This is a genomic window from Streptomyces sp. 2A115 (assembly GCF_052245575.1).
Lineage (GTDB): Bacteria > Actinomycetota > Actinomycetes > Streptomycetales > Streptomycetaceae > Streptomyces.
Genome location: NZ_JBQQCG010000104.1, coordinates 1 through 18,642, shown reverse-complemented (window position 1 = coordinate 18,642; position 18,642 = coordinate 1). Strand labels below are relative to the sequence as shown.

Below are 18,642 nucleotides of genomic sequence, written 5' to 3'. Positions count from 1 at the left end.
TGCGGCGGGGCCGCCTTCTTGGCCCCTCCGAGGGTGCGACCGGTGCGGCGGGCCGGGGGCTTCATACGGTGCTCATGCCGTGAGCTCCTTCATCAGTTCGGCGTACTCGCTCAGTTCGGTCGGGATCTCGCCGAAGGCCTCCATGTAGTGCACCCAGGAGTGGATGACGGTCTCGGCGAGCGGGAGCGGCTCGTCGCGGTCCGGGCCGATGCCTTCGCCCTTCTCGGGCTCCAGCAGCTTGTCCTTTGCGTTGCGGGGCAGGCTGGTGCGGTCGCCGACCTTGACGAGGACTACGTGGGCGGTGACGTCGCGCTCGTTGCGGGCGGCGGCGCGCTCGGCCTCGTCGAAGGTGGCCACGAGCTTGCGGCGCTCGATCTTGGTGGGGGCGACCGGCACGATCAGCCGGTTCGCCTCGGTAACAGCCTCGTGGAACAGCTTCGCGCTGCCGCCGCCGACGTCGACCACGATCGCTCCGAACTCGGCACGCTTCTCACGGATGTACTCGGCGTACAGCCCAACTCGTCTGCCAGCAGTGCTCTGACCTGGTCTTATGGCCTGGTCAGGGCCCTTTCCCGTGTTCGGGCGCTTCCCGCTTCTACCTGCGAGTTCCCGGGAGTTCCCGCGCAAGTGTGCACGCGTTGTGCACTGGATCAGCGTGCCGGGTGGTGGGTTCGATGAGTGATGCCAGCGAGCCTCGGGAGGGGGCGGCGGGGAGCCGGGGTCTCGATCTGGACGCGTGGATCCGGCCTCTGTGTGCTCTCGTCGTTGCCGGAGTCGCCGCGTATGCCTCGTACGTTCACCAGCGGGAGTTCGCTCTGCAGGGTGGGGCGGATGAGGTCAGCGCGTCGTTGTGGCCGCTGTCCGTGGACGGGCTCTTGCTCCTGGCCACGGTCGGCCTGCTGAAGCCCACGGCGCCTCACACACGCCGGGCGCGAGGCGCGGTGTGGTCGGCGTTTCTGCTGGGGATCGCGGTCTCGCTGGCGGCGAACATCGCAGCGGCGCCTGCTTTGGAGTGGAAGCCGGTGCTGGTCGCCGGGTGGCCTCCGGTCGCGTTGCTGCTGTCGGTGGAGTTGTTGGTGCACCGCCCAGTTGGCGTGGCCGGAGACCAGGGTGAGAGAAACGGTCTCGTGATGGGTGAGCGTCCGGAGCGGGGGGAGGATCCGTTGCTGGCGCGGGCGCAGATACTGGATACCAGGCATCGGGAACTGCATGAGCGCCCCATTTCGGTTGAGACCCTGCGGAAGGAACTCCGTATCGGCGCGTATCGGTCGAGGCAGTTGGCGGATCTTGTACGGGGGAGCCGTCGCAATGGCAAGGGCGCTGATACACCTCATGATCGAATAGGCGCACACGGTGGGCCGGGTTCGAAGTGAGTTGCGCCGGAAAGCGTACGGCAAGCGACGCCTTGGGTGAGGACCAGTGCTGCAGACACACAGTGGTCGGCGGCAGTTCTGCGATGCGGCGCTCAAATGCCGACAGAACTGCGCAGGTTGGCGCCCCCGGCGGGAGCCGATGACAAGGGCTGTCAGGCCGTACCCGCTGTGACGCGCGGAGACTCGCTCGTGGTGACCATGTCGGCACAGCTGCCGAAGACGCGTGTCGGCTGACGTGGAGCACGCTTTTCTGAACTGCTTGCGCCGCGCAGGTTCGAACCCTCGGCAGGATTCGAACCTGCGACACCCGCTTTAGGAGTTTTCCCTGAGTGGGGCTTTGACCTACGGAAACGTGGCCCTTGGGGTGTCTGGCTTGGGAAAACACTCCTCCGTAGTTCTCACGTGTTCACGGTGCCTCCCGTTCCCGTGTGTGCTGAATACGTGTGTTGGAGGCCGTCCGACGAAGGCATGGTTGTTCGGAGCGCTTGCGAGTGGCCGGAGTGAGGTGCGGGCGGCGCCTCGTCAGTCGCACGGAGCGTCCCGCGAAGAGTTGATTCATGTCGTCGGTGTCGGAGGTGAAGAACGGCGAGCTCCCTGCACGGCTTCCCGCCCGGCCACAGCCGCCGGAATGGCGTCGATGGCGTACTTGCGCCCATGCAGGCCGGCTGCCTTCAGCATGTCGCGCGCCCTGGCGATTACTTGGTTCTCTCCGCAGGCTCATCGTTGTCCCGCTGCGCGCGCTCGGAGCGCGTGAAGTTACCGATATCTGCCTTGCGCTGCTGGTCGTGTTCGGAGGCTGTAGGGCGGCCAGTGCCACTTCATCGGCCGGGCCGGCCAGCGTCGGCCGTGGTGTCCTTCATGGGGCACAGATGACTCCCCGCCAGCACCGGCCCCGGGAAGTCCGCCGCACCGACCTCTCTCGGAAAGCGGCACAGACACGGGCACCGCACCTTCATGACGGGGCCGCCCAGGTGACTGCCGGGCCCGCGGGGAGCAGTGGCCCGGTTCCATGGCGCGTCGCTCCTATCGTGGAGCATCAGTGAAGTGACGGTCGGCGCCGAGGCGGGCAGCACATGAGGAATCCGCGGATCGACTACGCTGCGGTCTTCCACGCCCTGCCGGGCATGGTGGCTCTGCTCACTCCTGACCTGGAGTACGCCGACGCCAACGAAGACTTCCTCCGGCTGGCCGGGCGCACCCGCGAGCAGCTGCTGGGCCGTTACATCTTCGACGTGTTCCCCGAGAACCCCAACGACCCGGCCGCGGCCGGCATGCGGGAGACCCAGGCGTCGATATTGCGTGTGGTGGCCACCGGCGAGCGCGACACGATGGCGCTACTGCGCTACGACATCGAGGATCCCGAGCGGCCTGGCCACTGGGTGGAGCACTTCTGGAGCCCGGTCAACGCACCCGTGCTGGACTCGGACGGGAACGTGGTGCTGATCGTGCACCGGGTGGAGGAGGTCACCGAACTCATCCGCGCCCGCGGCGGCACAGGCAGCGACAGCAGCCGGGCCCGCGTACTGGAGGCCGAGCTCTACACCCGCTCCCGTGAACTGCAGGAAGTCAACGAACGCCTGCGCCGGGCTCAAGCGCGTGACCGCGAGGTAGCCCTGGCCCTGCAGGCGGCCATGCTGCCCGCCCCCACGCCGGTCGGGCACCACCGAGCAGCCGTCCGCTACCGGCCCGCTGTGGGCACGCTGAATGTGTGCGGTGACTGGTATGACCTGGTCGACCTGCCGGATGACCGCATCGCGGTCGCTGTCGGCGACGTCGTCGGCCATGGCCTGGAAGCAGCCTGCATCATGGGGCAGCTGCGCAGCGGGCTGAGCGCGGCTGCCCGTGTCGCCGACGGCCCGGCCCGGGCCCTGGAGGCCCTCGGACTGTATGCCCGCCATGTCGACGGTGCCGAGTCGACCACCGTGGTGAAGATCTTCATCGACTGGGGCACTCACACCCTCACGTACAGCAGCGCGGGCCATCCACCGCCCGTCCTGCTCCACCCCGACGGCACCGTGACCTTCCTCGACCAGGCGACCGACCCGCCTCTCGGCGCGCGCCCCGAACACGTACCGCGGCCGGAGGCCCGTACGGCCTTCGCCGAGGGCTCCACCCTGGTCCTCTACACCGACGGCCTGATCGAACGCCGTCACGAGGATATCGACACCGGCCTGGCCCGCCTCTCCGACTCCCTCGTCCGCCACGGGAAAGCCGGCCCTGAAGCCCTGGCCGACGCCCTCCTGGCCGACCTCCTCCCACCCACCGGCAACACCGACGACACGGCGCTGGTCATCCTCCGCCTGTGACCCGCGTGCTCCGGAGTCAGAATCACGCCGCGGCTGGAGGTAAGCATCAGAGTCATTCCGCTCTACGGAGGAGCCGAGTGGTGAGAGCACGCTGGAGACGTGGGAGGCGCGCCGATCCGTTGCGGGTGCTCGCGGACATCGGCCTGCGTGGGCTGTTGTCCTTCCCCTGGTCTCTGCCGCCGACCCGGCCCCTGCCGTAGTCGGTGCCGTGTCTCGTCGGACTCGGATTCGTGTCGTCCATGCCGAGCTCGCCGTGCGCGCGAGAGGAAGGTCCGCAGGCCCGTTTCCGGCCCGGCCAGAGTTCTGCGCCCGGCCGGGCCGGTCGTCGGGTCACGAGCAGACGGCTCCCTGGGCGGCTTCACGGAAAATCTTGGCCGAGCCACAATTCGACCGTCGCTTACAGCGGTCATCCCGGTGGGGCAACGGCCGTCCGCGGACGCTGCTGGACAGGGACGGCGCTGGGGGTTGCTGTATCTCTCTGCTGTACAGGCGGCACAGATTCACTCGGAGCTGTGCCGCATGCCCGCCACGCGTAAGGCACCGCCAAAAGGGTTGTATGAGGCGCGTGGGACGGCGTCCAGAGCGTTTCCGAAGTCTCCAGCCGTGATAGTGAAAGCGGCTCTGCGGACGCGAAGCCCGAGCCCGTCCAGCTGGTCCCGAAATCTGCGTGAGCACGACGCACGTGCGCCCATGGTGACGACATGAAAGAACCCCGGCAGGCCGAGTGCCTCCACGTGCCGCGCCGTCGACTGTTGCTCTCGGTGGCCCGATCCTCGGTGACTGTGGTCCTGTTGGTAGTGGTCTATTACCTGGTGCCGCTGGACCAGGGGCTCGGCATCGGCACAGCGATCGCGCTGGCCGTAAGCCTTGCGCTTTTCGCGGGCATGGTTGCCTGGCAGATCCGGACCATTACGAGATCCGTCTATCCCCGGCTACGCGCCATCGAGACCCTGGCCACCGCCGGACCGATCTTCCTGATCATCTTTTCCGCAGCATATGTGCTGCTGTCCAAGAACCAGGCCGACCCCTTCTCTGAGACGTTGGGGCGCACTGACGCCTTGTATTTCACCGTCACGGTGTTCGCCACGGTCGGCTTCGGGGACATCACCCCGGTCACCGGGACGGCACGGGTTCTGACCATGGTGCAGATGCTGGTCGACGTGATTCTGGTGGGAGTAGTCGCGCGAATCCTCCTCGGTGCTGTCCGGGTCGCGGAAGAGGCCCGGCCAGCCAGCTCCGGCGAGCCACCGGGCTCGGAAGACTCCGCTTGACCCCGATCACCCGAGGCCGCACCGCCTTTCGCCGAACCGGACAACCGCCTGAAGAATCGCCACTGTGACATCTCCTCACTTGAGGACTGCGCCCTGCAGGAGGGGCAGGTCCCGGGTCTCCGGCATCGACGTCGGCACCAACATCGGCAGAGCGGATATGTCGCTCGTCTTTCGGATCAGCTCAACGGCGACGAAACTGCATGTGGTGGAGATGGACGGCGGGGCCGAACTGTGGTTGCCGGGCGGGCATGCCGGAGGTGCGGCCCGGCTCCCACCGTGTCAGTCTGGAAATGGAGTCCACTCGTCGTAGTCGGGCTGTTCGCACCGCCGTTGTCGGCCACGACGGCGATCGGCGCCGGGGCCGGCAGGCTGACGCGCCACAAGACCGCCGGCAAGCTCGGGGAGCAGATGTCCGCCACTGCCCTGGCTGATGACGCCGACTTGTTCGTCCTTTCCCGCGCCAGGCCGCCGACGAAGTCGAGCCTGCTGTGAGTCGTGCCGCGAACAAGGTCGGCGGCGAGACCGAAGGTCACCTTGTGCGGGCGTTTAGAGGCGCACTCGCCGAGGCGGAGCGGAAGTGGGTTGAGAATGGTTGTCAAGGACGCCGCCAGGGCCGCGATTCGCGCAGCCGGGCGAGGCGGCAGACGGGCAGAGGGCTGGGCGCGGGAACAGGCGGCGTACTTCCTTGGCATGTACGCGTACGCCTACGGTTTCCCTCTGGTCATGATGGACGTCACCAGGCAGGTGATGACCGCGGCGTCGCGTCCGGGGGAATACAGCGCACCGGTCAACCAATTCCATCGCATGCGCGATTTTGTCGACCCGGATTTCAAGAACGTGGTGCGGATCAGCCGAAGTTCCCTGTGGGCAACCGCATTCCTCGATCTTGACGCGGAGCCACTGGTCTTCTCGCATCCGGCGCCACAGGGGCACTACCTGGTCGCCCAGATCATGGACATGTGGACCGACAACTTCGCCTCCCTCGGCACGCGCACCACCGGCGAGCAGTCGGGGCGTTGTCTGATCACCGGACCGAACTGGCAGGGCACGGCACCGCCGGACATCGACGCGACCTACCGCTGCGACACGCGCTACGCGTGGATCCTGGCACAGATCGCGGCGACCGATGCGCGCGAGTTTCCCGAGGTGCACGCCCTGCAGGACGCGCTGAAGATCGCCCCGCTCAGTGCGTGGGGAGACGAGTACGCGCCCGCGCCCGAATCTCCGGTCGATCCTGAGGTGGACACCACGGCCGTTCCGTTCGACCAGGTCCGGCTCATGGATGGTCCCGCATTCTTCCAGCGCCTGGCCGCTGCCCTGAAAGACAACCCGCCCCGGAAAGAGGACGGGCCGATGCGCAGAAAACTCCGGTGGATCGGCCTGGAATCGCAGAAGGAATTCGATGCCGACCAGGTGGATCCGGCCACGGCGAGAGGGTTGAGCAGGGCGGCCAAGAAGATTTGGGGGCTGCTCGAATCAGCCCCGTACCAGATGAAGACGGTCAACGGCTGGCTCCTGCCGCTGAACTTGGGCAGGTACGGCACGGACTACGACACCCGTGCCTTTGTCGCTTTCGTCGGCTTGGGCGCACTGTGGTCGGAGGACGCGATCTATCCGAGCGCCTTCGTCGACGGCGACGGAAGGCCACTGGACGGTGCCTGCGACTACAGGATTCACTTCGACAAGGGCGGCCTGTTTCCCTCCCACAGCGATGTCTGGTCGATTTCGGTGTACCGGGAGAACTTCTACGTGCGAAACCCCGTCGAGCGCTACGGGATTACCTCCGGGACTCCGGTGCAATACAACCCGGACGGATCATTTGACGTGTACATCCAGGCTCGATCGCCGGGCCCGGGCCGGGAGGCGAACTGGCTGCCGTGTCCGCCCAGTGGCCCGTTCAACGTAACCGTCCGCGTATACCAGCCCGAGCAGGCGATGCTCGACGGACGCGCCGAGAACCAGCTCATGGTCCAAGCCGGCAGCTACCGTATCCCGCCGATCCAACGGATGCGATGACCGATTCCGGCTGCCGGCCTCGACCGGTTGATCCTGTTTCAGACTTCCGAGGCCATCACTACCGGTTACATCCCGACCATGCGCCCGAGCACATCACGCCCGCACCCTGAGAAAGATCGTGCCCTGATCCAACGGGGGACCCGCCTCGCATCCCGGCCGACGGCTCAGGACGCCATACGCGATCGGGTGCACATCGTCAACAAGAGGGCTGGCGGCCATGCCTGGACGACGCGGACCGCAGGATCTGGCTCCCTGGGTGTGCGACGGCCAGGGGGTCCCAGTCGTCCGGAGCACCGTTCGGGGTTAGGTTGTAAGTGGATGCGCATATCCCATTCGGCGGGGCCGGAGTAGCACCGTCCGCTGTGACAGCGATCCGGCCGGTTCCGCACTCGACGTCAATGGCAAGGCCCACGACCTCGGCGAACCTCCGTACCGTCGGCGCGAGCTTCGTCCCGAGCATCGGAACAGTCGATCCGTTCCTGACGGCAGCGCCGACGCCCTCCGCGTCGGCCACCACATCGTGGAGCGTCCGCAATGACAGACAACCATCTCTCCGGCGCCGACACGCGGCACCTCACCCCGCAGGATCGGGTCGCCCGCGGCAAGGCCGCACGCGCCGACGTGCCCCGCTCCAGCCACGCCGAGTTCACACCTCCGCCGAAGCGCACGGACCCGGTGGAGATCATCGAGAAGCAGTCCGCGACGCGGGTGCCGGAACTCGTGCCGATCCGCTACGGAAGGATGAGCGAGGCGCCGTTCCGCTTCTACCGTGGGGCTGCCTCCATCATGGCCGCTGACCTCGCGGAGACGCCGCGCAGCGGGTTCAGGGTGCAGTGCTGCGGGGACGCTCACATGCTGAACTTCCGGTTGCTGGCCTCGCCGGAACGCCGGCTGATGTTCGACATCAACGACTTCGACGAGACGCTGCCCGGACCGTGGGAATGGGACGTCAAACGGCTGTCGGCCAGCTTCGTCATCGCGGGCCGGGCGAACGGCTTCAGCAGCAAGGAGCGGGCGTCGGTGGTGCGGGCGGCGGTGCAGTCCTACCGCGAGCGCATGCGGAGCTTCGCGGGGCTGGGCAATCTCGAGGTCTGGTACACCCGCTTCGACGCGGACGAGCTGCAGCAGCAGTTCGCCCCGTTGCTGAGCGCCGGGGTGCGCGATCGCTGGGAGAAGACCCGGGAGCGGGCCCGTGCTCATGACACGCTGCAGGTCTTCGACAAACTCACGCACGTCATCGACGGAAGGCGTCAGATCGCTCCCGAACCGCCGCTGCTGGTACGGCTCCAGGATCTACTGCCGGACACCGAACGCGGCGAGCTGGAGAAGGAGCTCAGCCGTCTGATCGAGCGCTATGGCCAGACCCTGGAGACGGACCGCCGGTTCCTGCTGGAGAGCTATGGCTTCGCCGACGTGGCCCGAAAGGTGGTCGGTGTGGGCAGTGTGGGAACCCGCTGCTGGATCATCCTGCTGCTCGGCAAGGACGACGAGGATCCCCTGTTCCTCCAGGCCAAGGAAGCCGACGAGTCGGTTCTGGCGCCTTACGTCGGCGGCAGTACGTTCACCACCCAGGGCGAGCGGGTCGTCGCCGGCCAACGGCTCATGCAGGCCACCAGTGACATCTTCCTGGGCTGGGAACGCCTCACGGGCATGGACGGCAAACAACGGGACTTCTACATACGCCAGTTGCGGGACTGGAAGGGAATCGCCGTCGCCGAGAACATGTCGCCGAAGAGGATGGCCCTCTTCGGCCGGCTGTGCGGCGCCACCCTGGCCCGCGCCCACGCCAGGTCCGGCGACAGGATCGCGATCGCCGCCTACCTGGGCGGCGGCGACGCCTTCGACCGCGCGCTGGTGACGTTCGCCGAGCTTTACGCGGACCAGAACGAGAAAGACCACCAGGCCCTGGTCGACGCCATCCAGGCCGGACGGGTCCCTGCCGAAGCGGCCTGATGCGCGCTGCGTCATCGGTTGGTGGTCTGTCTGTTCGACAGGGCTCCGGTTCTGATGCGGGACAACGGTGGAGGCTGATCCGATGCCCGCCCTCGGAGGGCTCGCGCGATATGAGGCTGAGTTCCCGTTCGGCGTCCCGTTCACCCTTCATCCGCGGTTACGAGGCCGAGGAGACGTGGCGCATCGTCGACCCGGTCATGACGGCCTTGGCCGACGGCGACGTACCCATGCAGGAGTACACGGCAGGCTCCCTCGGGCTCGCGAACCTGACACGCGGGCCCGAGGGCCCGACACACACGCGGGCACGGCAGGATCCCCAGTGCAAGCCCTGCTCGCGTCGTCTTCCGGAGACAGCGGACCGGTGTGCCCGTCCGATTGACGTTGGCGGCGGCACACGGCACGCATCCAGAGCGGGCCAAGACGGCGGTGTCGAATACGCCGTCGGGCACAGCACCTTGAACCGCTCGCCGGTCAGTTCCTCCGCCCGCCCGACGCAGGACTCGCTTTGAGCCCTGCCCGCGGGACGATGGCGACGCCCGGACGCCGGGTACGTGTCAGTGGTGGAACGGTTGTTGTCGTGTCATGGCGTCAGCCAACTGCCCACGGGCCACAGAGAGCGCCGTATCCAACTGGCGGGTGCCGGTGACCACACACAGCGTGTACGTCGCGTCCTCAAGCCGGCGCGCGACTTCCGGGCTGCCGTCGGACGCGGCGTGCCGGCTGAGCGTCTCACACCGCTCGACCAGCTCCCGCAGAATCGAAGGATGTGCCACCACCGTCATGGCCGCCTCCAGTGCTAGCCCATTGGGACCATCCAGCGCATCACTCCAACGGTCGCAGCCGTCGGCGCCCGGCTGCACCTTGAGGGCCGGGAGTCGTTTGGGCTGCCGTGGCCAGCCAAGCCTGACCAGTGATCAGGGTCTGCGGCCACCATGGCGGATGCCCCGGCGAAACGCGTCCTCCTTCAGCCTTCGACCGTTGTCCCGCTCTACGGGGGCCTGGTCTCGGCGGGGCGCACGCTGCGTCCAGCCGCTCTTCACCTCCGTGGTGGCCACGACGATGACGCACGGCTCCGTTGCACCAGTGCGCCTCCGCGATCACGGAAGGATCGGACCGGCAGGGTCGGGAAGCGCGAGGGCTATCAGACTCGACCGGTGAAAGCGTCACGCTTGACCACGCACAGCGCCCAGATGATGAACGAGTACAGCGCGATCAGGGTGATCGACCACACCGGGTAGTACGGCATGGACAGGAAACTGACGATGAGCAGCAGCCCGGCGATCCCCACCCCGAGAACCCTCGCCCACACGGTGGCCGAGAAGAGGCCGATGCTCACCAGGACGGCCACCGCTCCGAGGATGAGGTGGATCCAGCCCCAGCTGGTCAGGTCGAACTTGAAGACGTAGTTGGGGGTGGTGACGAAGACGTCGTCCTCCGCGATGCCCATGATGCCCCGGAATATGCCGAGAACGCCGGAGATGAAGAGCATCACGGCGGCGAAGGTCACCAGTCCGCCCGCGGCCGCCTGGGATGTTTCCGATCGGCGGGGGGTAGCAGTTGTTGCCATGGCGCATCCCTCGATTCCTCTTGGGGCCACACACTCGTAGCTCCTCTTCTCCACCCTGCACCGCTTGACGGGACGCGGCCATTCGGGCGAGAGGCAGGGAGGGCCGGTCGTTGGCCCGATGGAAGACGGGACTTGCGTCGGCCGGAACGGGGCCGACCGGTTCCCGGCGCCCCGGTCCGCCGTCGCCCTCCTGAGGCGGCACCGTCCGTCGTGTCCTGGTCGATGTCGGCGGGCAGCCCTTTGCGGATCAAAGGGACCAGCCAGGCTGCCGCACCTGCACAGGAGTCGACAATCCACCGGGGGTGTCCGGCGAGTGGCTCCGGAGGGCCGGAGCATGAGCAGTGGCGCCTGGACCGGTGTGGCGGTGGCGGGCGTCACTGCCATGTAACGACTTCGACGAGACGCTGCCCGGGCCGTGGGAACGGGGCGTCAAGCGGCTACCGGCCAGTCTGGTTCATCGCGGGCCGGGTGAACGGCTTCAGTTCCAAAGAGCGGGCGTCGGCGGTGCGGGCGGCCGTGCGGTCTGGGAGCGTAATCGGGGTTTCGCCGCACTGAACAATGGTTACTTCTGGTACACCCGATTTGACGCAGACGAGCCGCAGGAGCGCCAGTTGCGGGACTGGAAGGGCATACCTGTAGCCTCCAACATGGAGGGGCCTGCGTTCGGTCGGCTGTGCGGTGCCACGCTGGCCCGCGCCCACGCCAGGTGCGGCGGCCGTATCGTAATCACCGCGTACCTGGGCGGCGGCGATGTCTTCGACCGTGCGCTGGTGACGTTTGCGGAGGTGTACGCGGACCAGAACGAGAAGGAGCACCAGGCTCTGGTCAATGCCATCCAAGCCGGACGGGTCCCGGCCGAAGCGACCTGAGGGCTGCAGGATCGTACGGGAGTCCGGCACACGGAGGCTGGACATCCTGTCCGCCTTCGGGAAGGCTCCTTGCGACCGGCGTCGGTGGACCGGCGTTGGTCAAGGCGTGCCGATTGCTGTGGGTCCTGATGCAGGGAGCCGTGGACGACGAGCTGTTGTCGTTGGCGACCTGCGTCAGCCACTTACCGGCAAGGCGAACAGCCGCTGTGGAGGGCGTCCCGTGATGAGACTCGTTGCCCCGGACGACGCGCACGTCGTCGCCGTGACGGAGGCGCTCGCCCCATATGCGTGGCGGACGCTCACGCCCGAGGCTGTCAGCCGCCGCGCTCTGGCCGCCATCGGCCCCCACCGGATCGACGGGGCAGAGGGAGTGGCCCGCCAGGACGAGCGGATCGCGGTGCTGAGCGACTTCCTGGCGGGCTGTCCGTGGCGGTCCCTGACCGCGGCCGGGCTGAGTCGGCGGCTGGTTTCGGTGCTGGAAGCCTGGCGGCTGGAGAGCCAGTGGCTGGAGATCCAGTTGCACTGGTCCCAGGGCGGCGTCTGACGGGCTTCGACTTGCCGGCCTGCGCTTCTACTGGCGGGCCATGTGCATCCGGATCTCGCTCTCGGAGTCGGTGATCAGCTCGCCCGACAGGTCGACGGTCACGGTGTGCAGGGTGCCGTTGAAGCGGAAGGGCGGCCTGTAGTCGGTCGTGACGGCTGAGCCCGGGTTGGCGCCGCAGGTCATGCCGCCGGGGTTGAACATGAGTGGTGTGGTGACCGGGATCTGGGTCTCGCCGACCAGGCGGCGGTCGATGTAGAGCTGTGCGCGGCCTGGCATGCCCTTGCCGTGGGCGATGTCCGGCTCTCCGGTCGGCTCGAATTCGAAGCGCAGCTCGTGTCGGCCCTCGGGCACCTCCTCGGTTGAGGAGACGCTGAACAGGTCGCGCCGGAGGTAGTTGTGGGCGTAGTGCAGCCTGCGGTCCTTTAGATAGAAGGTCCAGCCGCCGACGTTGGTGCCCTGGCACAGCAGCACGCCTTCGGCGCCGTCGGAGGGGATCTCGGCGTCGGCGGTGACGCCGAACGGGCGGTTGAGCACCCGGGGCACGACCGCCATGGGCAGGGTCTGTGTGCCGGGCCGGAAGACGTAGCTGGTGCGCGGTGCGGAGACCTGCGGCCGCTCCACGACTGCCCGCTGCACGCCGCTGCTGTCGATGGGCAGGACGTTGTACTTTCCGGCCTCCACGTACCACATCGAGATCATCTCGATGAGCTTGCCGCGGTTGTCGGCTGCGAGATCCTGGGTCTCGGCGAAGTCCTCGGCGACGTGGTACAGCTCCCAGTGCTGGGCGTCCAGCTTTCCCAGTTCCTGCGCCGTGATGGGGGTGCCGAAGGGCCTGCCTGCCTCGCTGAAGGAAGGACCGGGCCAGGGGCACACCGCACGCCAGCCGTCGTGGTCGATGGCCCGGTGACCGAGCATCTCGAAGTACTGCGTGCGGTGCAGGGTCGGCGCGGTCGCGTCGTCGAAGGTGTGGGCGAGGCTGACACCGTGGAGGGGCGACTGGGGTACGCCCTTGATGGTGGCCGGGGGCTCGATGCCGAGTACGTCGAGCACGGTGGGCACCATGTCGACGATGTGGGCGTACTGGCCGCGTACCTCGCCGCGGGCCTTGATGCCCCGGGGCCAGTGGACGACGAACGGGTCGCTGGCGCCGCCGCGATACGTTTCGCGCTTCCACCGCCTGAAGGGGGTGTTGCCGGCCCAGGTCCAGCCCCAGGGATAGTGGTTGAACGTGTTCGGGCCGCCGAGTTCGTCGATCGATGCGAGGCTGTCCTCGACCGGCTCGGGGGCGTTGTTGAAGAACTGTCCCTCGTTCGTGGTCCCGGTGACGCCGCCCTCGGCGCTGGCCCCGTTGTCGGAGACGAGCATGATGAGGGTGTTGTCGAACTCGCCGGTGTCCTTCAGGAACTGCAGGAGCCGCCCGATGTGGTGGTCGGTGTGGCTTAGGAACCCGGCGTACACCTCCATCATCCGCGTGGCGAGACGGCGGGCGTCGGGGGACAGGGAGTTCCACTCCGGGACGTCCGGGTCGTGCCGGGACAGCCGCGCGTCGGCGGGGACGACCCCCAACTGCTTCTGGCGGTCGAAGGTGGTCTCGCGGTAGGCGTCCCAGCCCTCGTCGAACTTGCCCCGGTAGCGGTCCGCCCATTCCTTGGGCACGTGGTGCGGTGCGTGCGTGGCTCCGGTGCAGAAGTTCAGGAAGAACGGCTTGTCGGGGGCGACCTGCTTGGCGTCGGCGATGAAGGAGATGGCCTTGTCAACCAGATCCGGGGTGAGGTGGTAGCCCTCTTCCGGTGTGGCGGGCGGCTCCACCTGGTGGTTGTCGTAGACCAGGTCCGGATACCACTGGCTGGTGTCGCCGCCGAGGAAGCCGTAGAACCGGTCGAAGCCCCGGCCGAGCGGCCAGCGATCGTAGGGACCGGCGGCGGACTCGTCCTCCGAGGGCATCAGGTGCCACTTGCCGATCATGTAGGTGTTGTAGCCCTGCTCCACCAGCATCTCGGAGATGAAACCGTTCTCGAACGGGATCCGGCCGTGGTATCCCGGATAGCCCGTGGCGAATTCCGTGACGCACGCCATCGCGTTGGCGTGATGATTACGGCCGGTGATGATGCACGAACGCGACGGCGAACACAGCGCCGTCGTATGCATGTTGTTGTACAGCAGGCCGTTCGCGGCGAGCCCGTCCATGTGGGGGGTTTCGATCGGGCTGCCGTAACAGCCGAGTTGGCCGAATCCGGTGTCGTCGAGCGCGATGAAAAGGACGTTCGGCGTGCCGGGAACGGCTCGCATCGGTTGTGGCCAAGCGGGCGTCGACTCCTCTGCCGTGCGGCCGATCACTCCGGGAAACGCGGTCCCCTGCTTGTACTCGTTCGTCGCCATGCGCCTGATCCTCCGAGCGTGCCAGCCGTACGATGCCGACGACTGGAACGCCTATCGCTGCCTGCGGAGAAAGGTGTCCGTGTACCGCCGGGCATCGATTGCGGCCGGTCATCGCAAGAAGCCGGTGCATCCAACGGTCACGGTTATGCAGGAGTTCGGCAGAGCAGACCGCGCGAAGGCGAAGCGGCTGGGTCCGGGGCAGGGTATTGCCGGGTCTGCCGTTGCGAGTGGTGTCAGAGACCGCTCCACTTCTCATGCTAGCCAGTGACCAGTGCGCGGGCCATTTGGCGGTATTTCCGTCGTAGTTGCCGACCTTCCGGGATGGGCAGCGGCCGAAGCCACCCTTTCGGCGGGCCCTCGGGAGCGAGATGGCGTCGTTGGGGACGGTATGGCAGTGCAGCATGCGATCAGCGTCGGGGGCAGAGCAGGGGACGCTGTGCAGCTGTTCGCTGGTGACCGGCTTTGTCGGGGTGAGAGGGCTCGACGCGAGCCGAGGCGTTGGCGGGAGGCCGCCGCAACCCGGGGCCTGCGCATGCCCGTCGACAGTGGGATGCCCGGTCCCCGCCCGCCTCCCCGTCTCCCTCTCGCTGGTGGCTACAGACCGGATCGGCGCGTCTGGCGGACATTGTTCAGGGCGGGTACGCCCGGCGGAGGTGTGTATGAGCGGTTCGGATGGACCGGCCTGGGCTCCACAGGGGCGGGCCGGACTCTGCCAGATGCTGCGTGAGCAGCTCGTCGAGACGATCAACGTCATCCGCTGGCAGGCGGCGGTCGTGCCGTCGGCCACGGACCTTGAGCCGATGCGTGAGAAGCCAGCCCAGGTGCCCGGAGCCGAGGGTGGCAGGTGAGCGACCACTGTCCACTGCCGAGACCACGCAATGGGTAGGCCATCCGCACGTGGGGCCCATGACCGCTGGGCCGGTCGTCGAGAGTACGAGCGCGCCCTGAGTTGTCGGAGCCACGGTGGAAGGTCAGGGACGGCGGCACATGCCCTCGAGCCGCTTCATCGCCTCTCGGAAGATCTTGTCCATGTGGCGCTGGCTCACCCGAAGCAGTAGGTGTACGGGGGGCGCGCAGTCGACAGCGATCGTCCAGCTGACTCTGGTCCGCTCGCCTGCCGAGGGAGCGAGTATCCACTGCTCCATCATGGCCGTGACGCCGCGCGCACTGGTTTCGTGGACCTGGTAGGTGAAGCGCTCGCCGGGTTCCCAGACGAGCAGGGTCTCGCGGGCCCGGATCAGCCGGTACATGCGCAGGTGGCGCATCGTTCCCACGCCGTAGGGGGGTGCTCCTTCATAGCGGCATTCGTTCGCCGGCCCGAACCAGCGCGGCCAGTTCTCGGGGTGGGCCGCCAACTGTTCGAAGATGACGTCTGCGGATGCGTGGAGGTCTCGGGTGCGTGTGCGTCGGACAGCAGCTCGTTCGAGGAAGCCGAGGTCTTCGGAGCGCAGTCGGTGGGGCATGGTTTTTCGTCCTTTCGTCCTTTCGTCCTTTCGTCCTTTCGTCCTTTCGTCCTTTCGTCCTTTCGTCCTTTCGGCGGGCGGCGGGCGGCGGGCGGCGGGCGGCGGATCGGTGGCACGGGTGTCTGCTGACGAGTCGGACGGCGGTCGGCACGGGGATGGCCTTGCGTGGCCGAGACGACCAGCGCGTCTCCCGGATCCAGCGGACGAATCCCGTCCGAGAATGCGAGTTCGGCTGGGTTGCCGGTTGAGTAGGGCGGGCCCATCTGCGTCGTGAGGAAGTGGCGTCTGTGCCCGGTGACGGAGGGCCGACACGGGTCTCGAAGCGGCGGGAGCAGGCCAACTGCTGCCTGCACGGCCACCGCCAGGGACCGCTAGCGCGGTGATCGCCACTCGGACTGCCCACCCTCGCGCCGAACTTGTGCGCCTGTCCACGTCGGCACTCATGAATCCTCGGATCCTCCGTCGTCCGTCGTTGCCCTACCGGGCCGGGGACGAGTGCCCGGCCTCTCCGTCCTCGGGCGCACCCTCGCGCAGATGCGGTCTCCGTTCGGCGGCCTTCCTGTGCCAGGTGCCGTATCGCTTCGCGAGGACCACGGCCGACATGCCGTGCAGGAGGATGCTGAGCGCGACGGTGACCGCGATCACCCGGCCGAGGAGCTGCACGCCGGGGACATGTTCCTCCACCAGGAGAAGCCCGAAGACGACGGAGGCGAGTCCCCGTGGCCCGAACCACCCGATGTAGGTGACCGTCGGAAGGGCCAGGCCCGTCCCGGCCAGGGAGAGGGCGACAGGCAGCATCCGGATCACCGTGAGGCTCAGCACGGCATAGGTGATGATTCGCCAGTCGAGGTCCTCCAGCGTCGGCCCGAGCAGGACGGCCCCGAAGACCAGGAAGCTCAAGGAGGCGAGAAGTTCGGCGAGATGCCCGGCGAGGTCGGCGGTGCCGTCGGTGGCGGCCGGTGCGTCGGCCGGCGCGCTTCGCCGCAGGGAGACACCGAAGGCGAAACCCGCTACCCAGGCGGCGATGAAGCCGCTCCCCTCGGTGGCGACGGCAAGTGTGTACGCGCCTGCGGCGACGGCCAGGGCGAACGTCTGCCGCCAGTCACGACTGATCCAGCCCTTCTCGCGAGACCGGTGCAACAGCCACCCGCCGAGCCCTCCCACGGCCAGGCCCCATGCGGTACTGAGCACGAGCGCGCGCCAGAAGACTCCGGCGGCCCCTTCCTCCGAGGTCATGGTTCCGGGCAGAGCCGCGAGGAAGAGTAGGAAGAAGGGCAGCGCCATACCGTCGTTGAGGCCGGATTCCACGTTCAGGCCGCCGCGCACCAGTGGGGGGACACGTGGATCGGAGACCGCGGTCTTGCCGAGAGCGGCATCGGTCGGCGCGAGAACGGCACCGAGCAGGGCCAGCTCCCACAGGGTCAGGCCCGGCAGCAGGGGCCATGCCAGGAGCCAGCCGGCCCCGATGGTCAGCGGCAGGCCGATCCCCAGCAGGCGGCCGGGGAGGAATCCACCCAGGCGGAGATCCCGTCGGCGTACGGACATCGCGTCGGTGAACAGGACCAGCGTCAGGGCGGCTTCGACCAGGGTGAGCACGGGGCCGGCGTCGTGCTCCAGGCTGAGCAGGTCGAGTCCGATCGGGCCGATGGCCACTCCGACGCCGGCGAACACCATCGGCGCCGAAACGGCGGTCGTGGCCAGCCGCCGGGAGAAGAGGGCGTAGCCCGCCGTTACGGCGGCCACGGCCGCCCCCGCCCAGGCGCTGCCGCTCACCGTGCCCTCTCCGCCGTGTCGTCGTGGCCGCAGTGGACACAGCTGCTGTCGGGGAGGTTGGAACCACGGGCGACGACACCGTTGCGGCGGCAATGGGGGGCATGTCGCAGGCAGGACCCGCCGTGGCCCCCCCGCTGCACGCAGAGTGAGCGCGCGCTACCTGAATCGTCATCGACCATGGAACATCGACCCCTACATTGATCACTCATCAGGAAGGACCCTGCGCGTCCCCTCGTGATCGGCCATCCTCACTTTCCGCCACTGTTGTGGGGTGAACTCGATCTGCAATCTGAACTACAACTTCGCCCGATGGGGTGCTCTATGCCCCCGACCAGGTGCAGAGTGAGAGCGCGTCGCCGGTGGCTTGCGGACGCCATGGTCGATGGTTCTGTACGCCGGGTTGGCGCGGGAGTCCGCTGCCGTCACAGCTGCGTGGGCTGTTTGTCGCCCCTGGGCTCTACCGCCGACCCGGCCCCCTGCCACAGCCGGTGCGCTGTCTCGTCGGGCTCGGACCGATGGGCACGCCCCACGCGGCGAGCGCACCATCGGTACCGCGGGCTGATGGGTGGACAGCCCCGGGCTCTTCCCTCCCGACGGGTCTTGCGGGTGCGGCTACTAGTGGAGGACCTTCTCCTTGGCCCGGCGGTACTCCTCGTCGGAGATGTCGCCGCGGGCCCGGATCTCCGAGAGCTTGGCGAGTTGGTCCGCCTCGCTGGCTGGTGCGGTGGTACCGGCGGTTTCGCGGATGTACCGGTCCGTCTCTTCCAACTTGGCCCGGGTGTGCTTCTGTTCACGCCTGCCCATGTCCTTGCCCCGGGCGATGACGTAGACGAAGACGCCCAGGAAGGGAAGGACGATCGTGAAGACCAGCCATCCCGTCTTGGCCCAGCCGTTCATGGAGTCGTCGCGGAAGATGTCGACGATGACGCGGAAGAGCAGGAAGATCCACATGATCCACAGGAAGATCCACATGACCGTCCAGAAGGCGCCCAGGACGGGGTAGTCGTAGGCCAGGTTCACATTGCCGCCCATTGCTTCTCCTGTTTGGTGTCGTCCGTGTCGAGCCCGCGGTGCGCGCGAGGGGAATGGCCGCAGGCCCCTTGCCGGCCCGGGAGGGGGGGGTCGCCC

15 protein-coding genes and 2 pseudogenes are annotated in these 18,642 nt (G+C 67.7%); 10 read left to right on the top strand and 7 right to left on the bottom strand.

Translation table 11 applies throughout. The features are described from left to right. Positions 1-72: 72 nt before the first annotated feature. Positions 73-465 (bottom strand): hypothetical protein, encoded by a 393-nt coding sequence (locus tag ACTWQR_RS48805; protein WP_443233790.1) that lies wholly within the window; start codon positions 463-465, stop codon positions 73-75. Positions 466-674: 209 nt separating this feature from the next. Between ACTWQR_RS48805 and ACTWQR_RS48800 the strand changes: the two genes are divergently transcribed. The 6 genes from ACTWQR_RS48800 to ACTWQR_RS48775 all read left to right on the top strand — a co-directional run bounded on the left by ACTWQR_RS48800 (position 675) and on the right by ACTWQR_RS48775 (position 8,919). After that, positions 675-1,373, top strand: coding sequence for a DUF2637 domain-containing protein (locus ACTWQR_RS48800; RefSeq protein ID WP_443233789.1), 699 nt, complete (start codon positions 675-677; stop codon positions 1,371-1,373). A gap of 1,073 nt (positions 1,374-2,446) precedes the next feature. Further along, positions 2,447-3,679, top strand: a complete 1,233-nt coding sequence (locus ACTWQR_RS48795; RefSeq protein WP_443233788.1) for a PP2C family protein-serine/threonine phosphatase — start codon at positions 2,447-2,449, stop codon at positions 3,677-3,679. Positions 3,680-4,380: 701 nt separating this feature from the next. Beyond that, on the top strand, positions 4,381-4,950 hold the full coding sequence (locus ACTWQR_RS48790) for a potassium channel family protein (RefSeq protein WP_443233787.1): 570 nt from the start codon (positions 4,381-4,383) through the stop codon (positions 4,948-4,950). 276 nt (positions 4,951-5,226) lie between these two features. Next, on the top strand, positions 5,227-5,442 hold the full coding sequence (locus ACTWQR_RS48785; protein WP_443233786.1) for a hypothetical protein: 216 nt from the start codon (positions 5,227-5,229) through the stop codon (positions 5,440-5,442). A 231-nt stretch (positions 5,443-5,673) separates the two neighbouring features. Continuing rightward, complete coding sequence (locus tag ACTWQR_RS48780) at positions 5,674-6,966, top strand: DUF1254 domain-containing protein (protein ID WP_443233785.1); 1,293 nt, start codon at positions 5,674-5,676, stop codon at positions 6,964-6,966. A 534-nt stretch (positions 6,967-7,500) separates the two neighbouring features. Then, on the top strand, positions 7,501-8,919 hold the full coding sequence (locus tag ACTWQR_RS48775; protein ID WP_443233784.1) for a DUF2252 domain-containing protein: 1,419 nt from the start codon (positions 7,501-7,503) through the stop codon (positions 8,917-8,919). A 554-nt stretch (positions 8,920-9,473) separates the two neighbouring features. On the opposite strand, the gene ACTWQR_RS48770 is transcribed toward ACTWQR_RS48775, so the two are convergent. Both ACTWQR_RS48770 and ACTWQR_RS48765 read right to left on the bottom strand, forming a co-directional pair. Further along, entirely contained in the window at positions 9,474-9,701 is a 228-nt protein-coding gene (locus ACTWQR_RS48770; protein WP_443233783.1) for a DUF5133 domain-containing protein, read from the bottom strand. 359 nt (positions 9,702-10,060) lie between these two features. Then, positions 10,061-10,486, bottom strand: a complete 426-nt coding sequence (locus ACTWQR_RS48765) for a DUF7144 family membrane protein (protein ID WP_443233782.1) — start codon at positions 10,484-10,486, stop codon at positions 10,061-10,063. Between the two features lie 341 nt (positions 10,487-10,827). Here ACTWQR_RS48765 and ACTWQR_RS48760 point away from each other — a divergent pair. From ACTWQR_RS48760 to ACTWQR_RS48750, 3 genes and pseudogenes are all read left to right on the top strand, one after another. Next, positions 10,828-10,938, top strand: a pseudogene (locus tag ACTWQR_RS48760) (DUF2252 family protein); the annotation flags it as partial. Positions 10,939-11,010: 72 nt separating this feature from the next. Beyond that, positions 11,011-11,355 (top strand): annotated as a pseudogene (locus tag ACTWQR_RS48755) (DUF2252 family protein); the annotation flags it as partial. Between the two features lie 223 nt (positions 11,356-11,578). After that, positions 11,579-11,899, top strand: coding sequence for a hypothetical protein (locus ACTWQR_RS48750; RefSeq protein WP_443233781.1), 321 nt, complete (start codon positions 11,579-11,581; stop codon positions 11,897-11,899). 27 nt (positions 11,900-11,926) lie between these two features. On the opposite strand, the gene ACTWQR_RS48745 is transcribed toward ACTWQR_RS48750, so the two are convergent. Next, the gene (locus ACTWQR_RS48745; protein WP_443233780.1) at positions 11,927-14,278 is read right to left on the bottom strand and encodes an arylsulfatase; all 2,352 of its coding nucleotides are present in this window, start codon (positions 14,276-14,278) and stop codon (positions 11,927-11,929) included. 659 nt (positions 14,279-14,937) lie between these two features. Between ACTWQR_RS48745 and ACTWQR_RS48740 the strand changes: the two genes are divergently transcribed. After that, positions 14,938-15,126, top strand: a complete 189-nt coding sequence (locus tag ACTWQR_RS48740; RefSeq protein WP_443233779.1) for a hypothetical protein — start codon at positions 14,938-14,940, stop codon at positions 15,124-15,126. 123 nt (positions 15,127-15,249) lie between these two features. Here ACTWQR_RS48740 and ACTWQR_RS48735 read toward each other — a convergent pair whose 3' ends face one another. The 3 genes from ACTWQR_RS48735 to ACTWQR_RS48725 form a co-directional block, all read right to left on the bottom strand. Continuing rightward, positions 15,250-15,741, bottom strand: coding sequence for an SRPBCC family protein (locus ACTWQR_RS48735; protein WP_443233778.1), 492 nt, complete (start codon positions 15,739-15,741; stop codon positions 15,250-15,252). 477 nt (positions 15,742-16,218) lie between these two features. Beyond that, positions 16,219-17,514: a cation:proton antiporter gene (locus ACTWQR_RS48730; RefSeq protein WP_443233777.1), complete on the bottom strand. Its 1,296-nt coding sequence runs from the start codon at positions 17,512-17,514 to the stop codon at positions 16,219-16,221. A 615-nt stretch (positions 17,515-18,129) separates the two neighbouring features. Continuing rightward, positions 18,130-18,546, bottom strand: a complete 417-nt coding sequence (locus tag ACTWQR_RS48725) for an SHOCT domain-containing protein (RefSeq protein WP_443233776.1) — start codon at positions 18,544-18,546, stop codon at positions 18,130-18,132. Positions 18,547-18,642 lie beyond the last annotated feature (96 nt).

What these genes read in the sequence shown, in the direction of transcription:
- ACTWQR_RS48775 (WP_443233784.1), top strand. Translation starts at nt 7,501, where the DNA reads ATGACAGACAACCATCTCTCCGGCGCCGACACGCGGCACCTCACCCCG.
- ACTWQR_RS48740 (WP_443233779.1), top strand. Translation starts at nt 14,938, where the DNA reads ATGAGCGGTTCGGATGGACCGGCCTGGGCTCCACAGGGGCGGGCCGGA.
- ACTWQR_RS48745 (WP_443233780.1), bottom strand. Translation starts at nt 14,278, where the DNA reads ATGGCGACGAACGAGTACAAGCAGGGGACCGCGTTTCCCGGAGTGATC.
- ACTWQR_RS48735 (WP_443233778.1), bottom strand. Translation starts at nt 15,741, where the DNA reads ATGCCCCACCGACTGCGCTCCGAAGACCTCGGCTTCCTCGAACGAGCT.
- ACTWQR_RS48800 (WP_443233789.1), top strand. Translation starts at nt 675, where the DNA reads ATGAGTGATGCCAGCGAGCCTCGGGAGGGGGCGGCGGGGAGCCGGGGT.
- ACTWQR_RS48765 (WP_443233782.1), bottom strand. Translation starts at nt 10,486, where the DNA reads ATGGCAACAACTGCTACCCCCCGCCGATCGGAAACATCCCAGGCGGCC.
- ACTWQR_RS48770 (WP_443233783.1), bottom strand. Translation starts at nt 9,701, where the DNA reads ATGACGGTGGTGGCACATCCTTCGATTCTGCGGGAGCTGGTCGAGCGG.
- ACTWQR_RS48725 (WP_443233776.1), bottom strand. Translation starts at nt 18,546, where the DNA reads ATGGGCGGCAATGTGAACCTGGCCTACGACTACCCCGTCCTGGGCGCC.
- ACTWQR_RS48795 (WP_443233788.1), top strand. Translation starts at nt 2,447, where the DNA reads ATGAGGAATCCGCGGATCGACTACGCTGCGGTCTTCCACGCCCTGCCG.
- ACTWQR_RS48750 (WP_443233781.1), top strand. Translation starts at nt 11,579, where the DNA reads ATGAGACTCGTTGCCCCGGACGACGCGCACGTCGTCGCCGTGACGGAG.
- ACTWQR_RS48780 (WP_443233785.1), top strand. Translation starts at nt 5,674, where the DNA reads ATGATGGACGTCACCAGGCAGGTGATGACCGCGGCGTCGCGTCCGGGG.
- ACTWQR_RS48790 (WP_443233787.1), top strand. Translation starts at nt 4,381, where the DNA reads ATGAAAGAACCCCGGCAGGCCGAGTGCCTCCACGTGCCGCGCCGTCGA.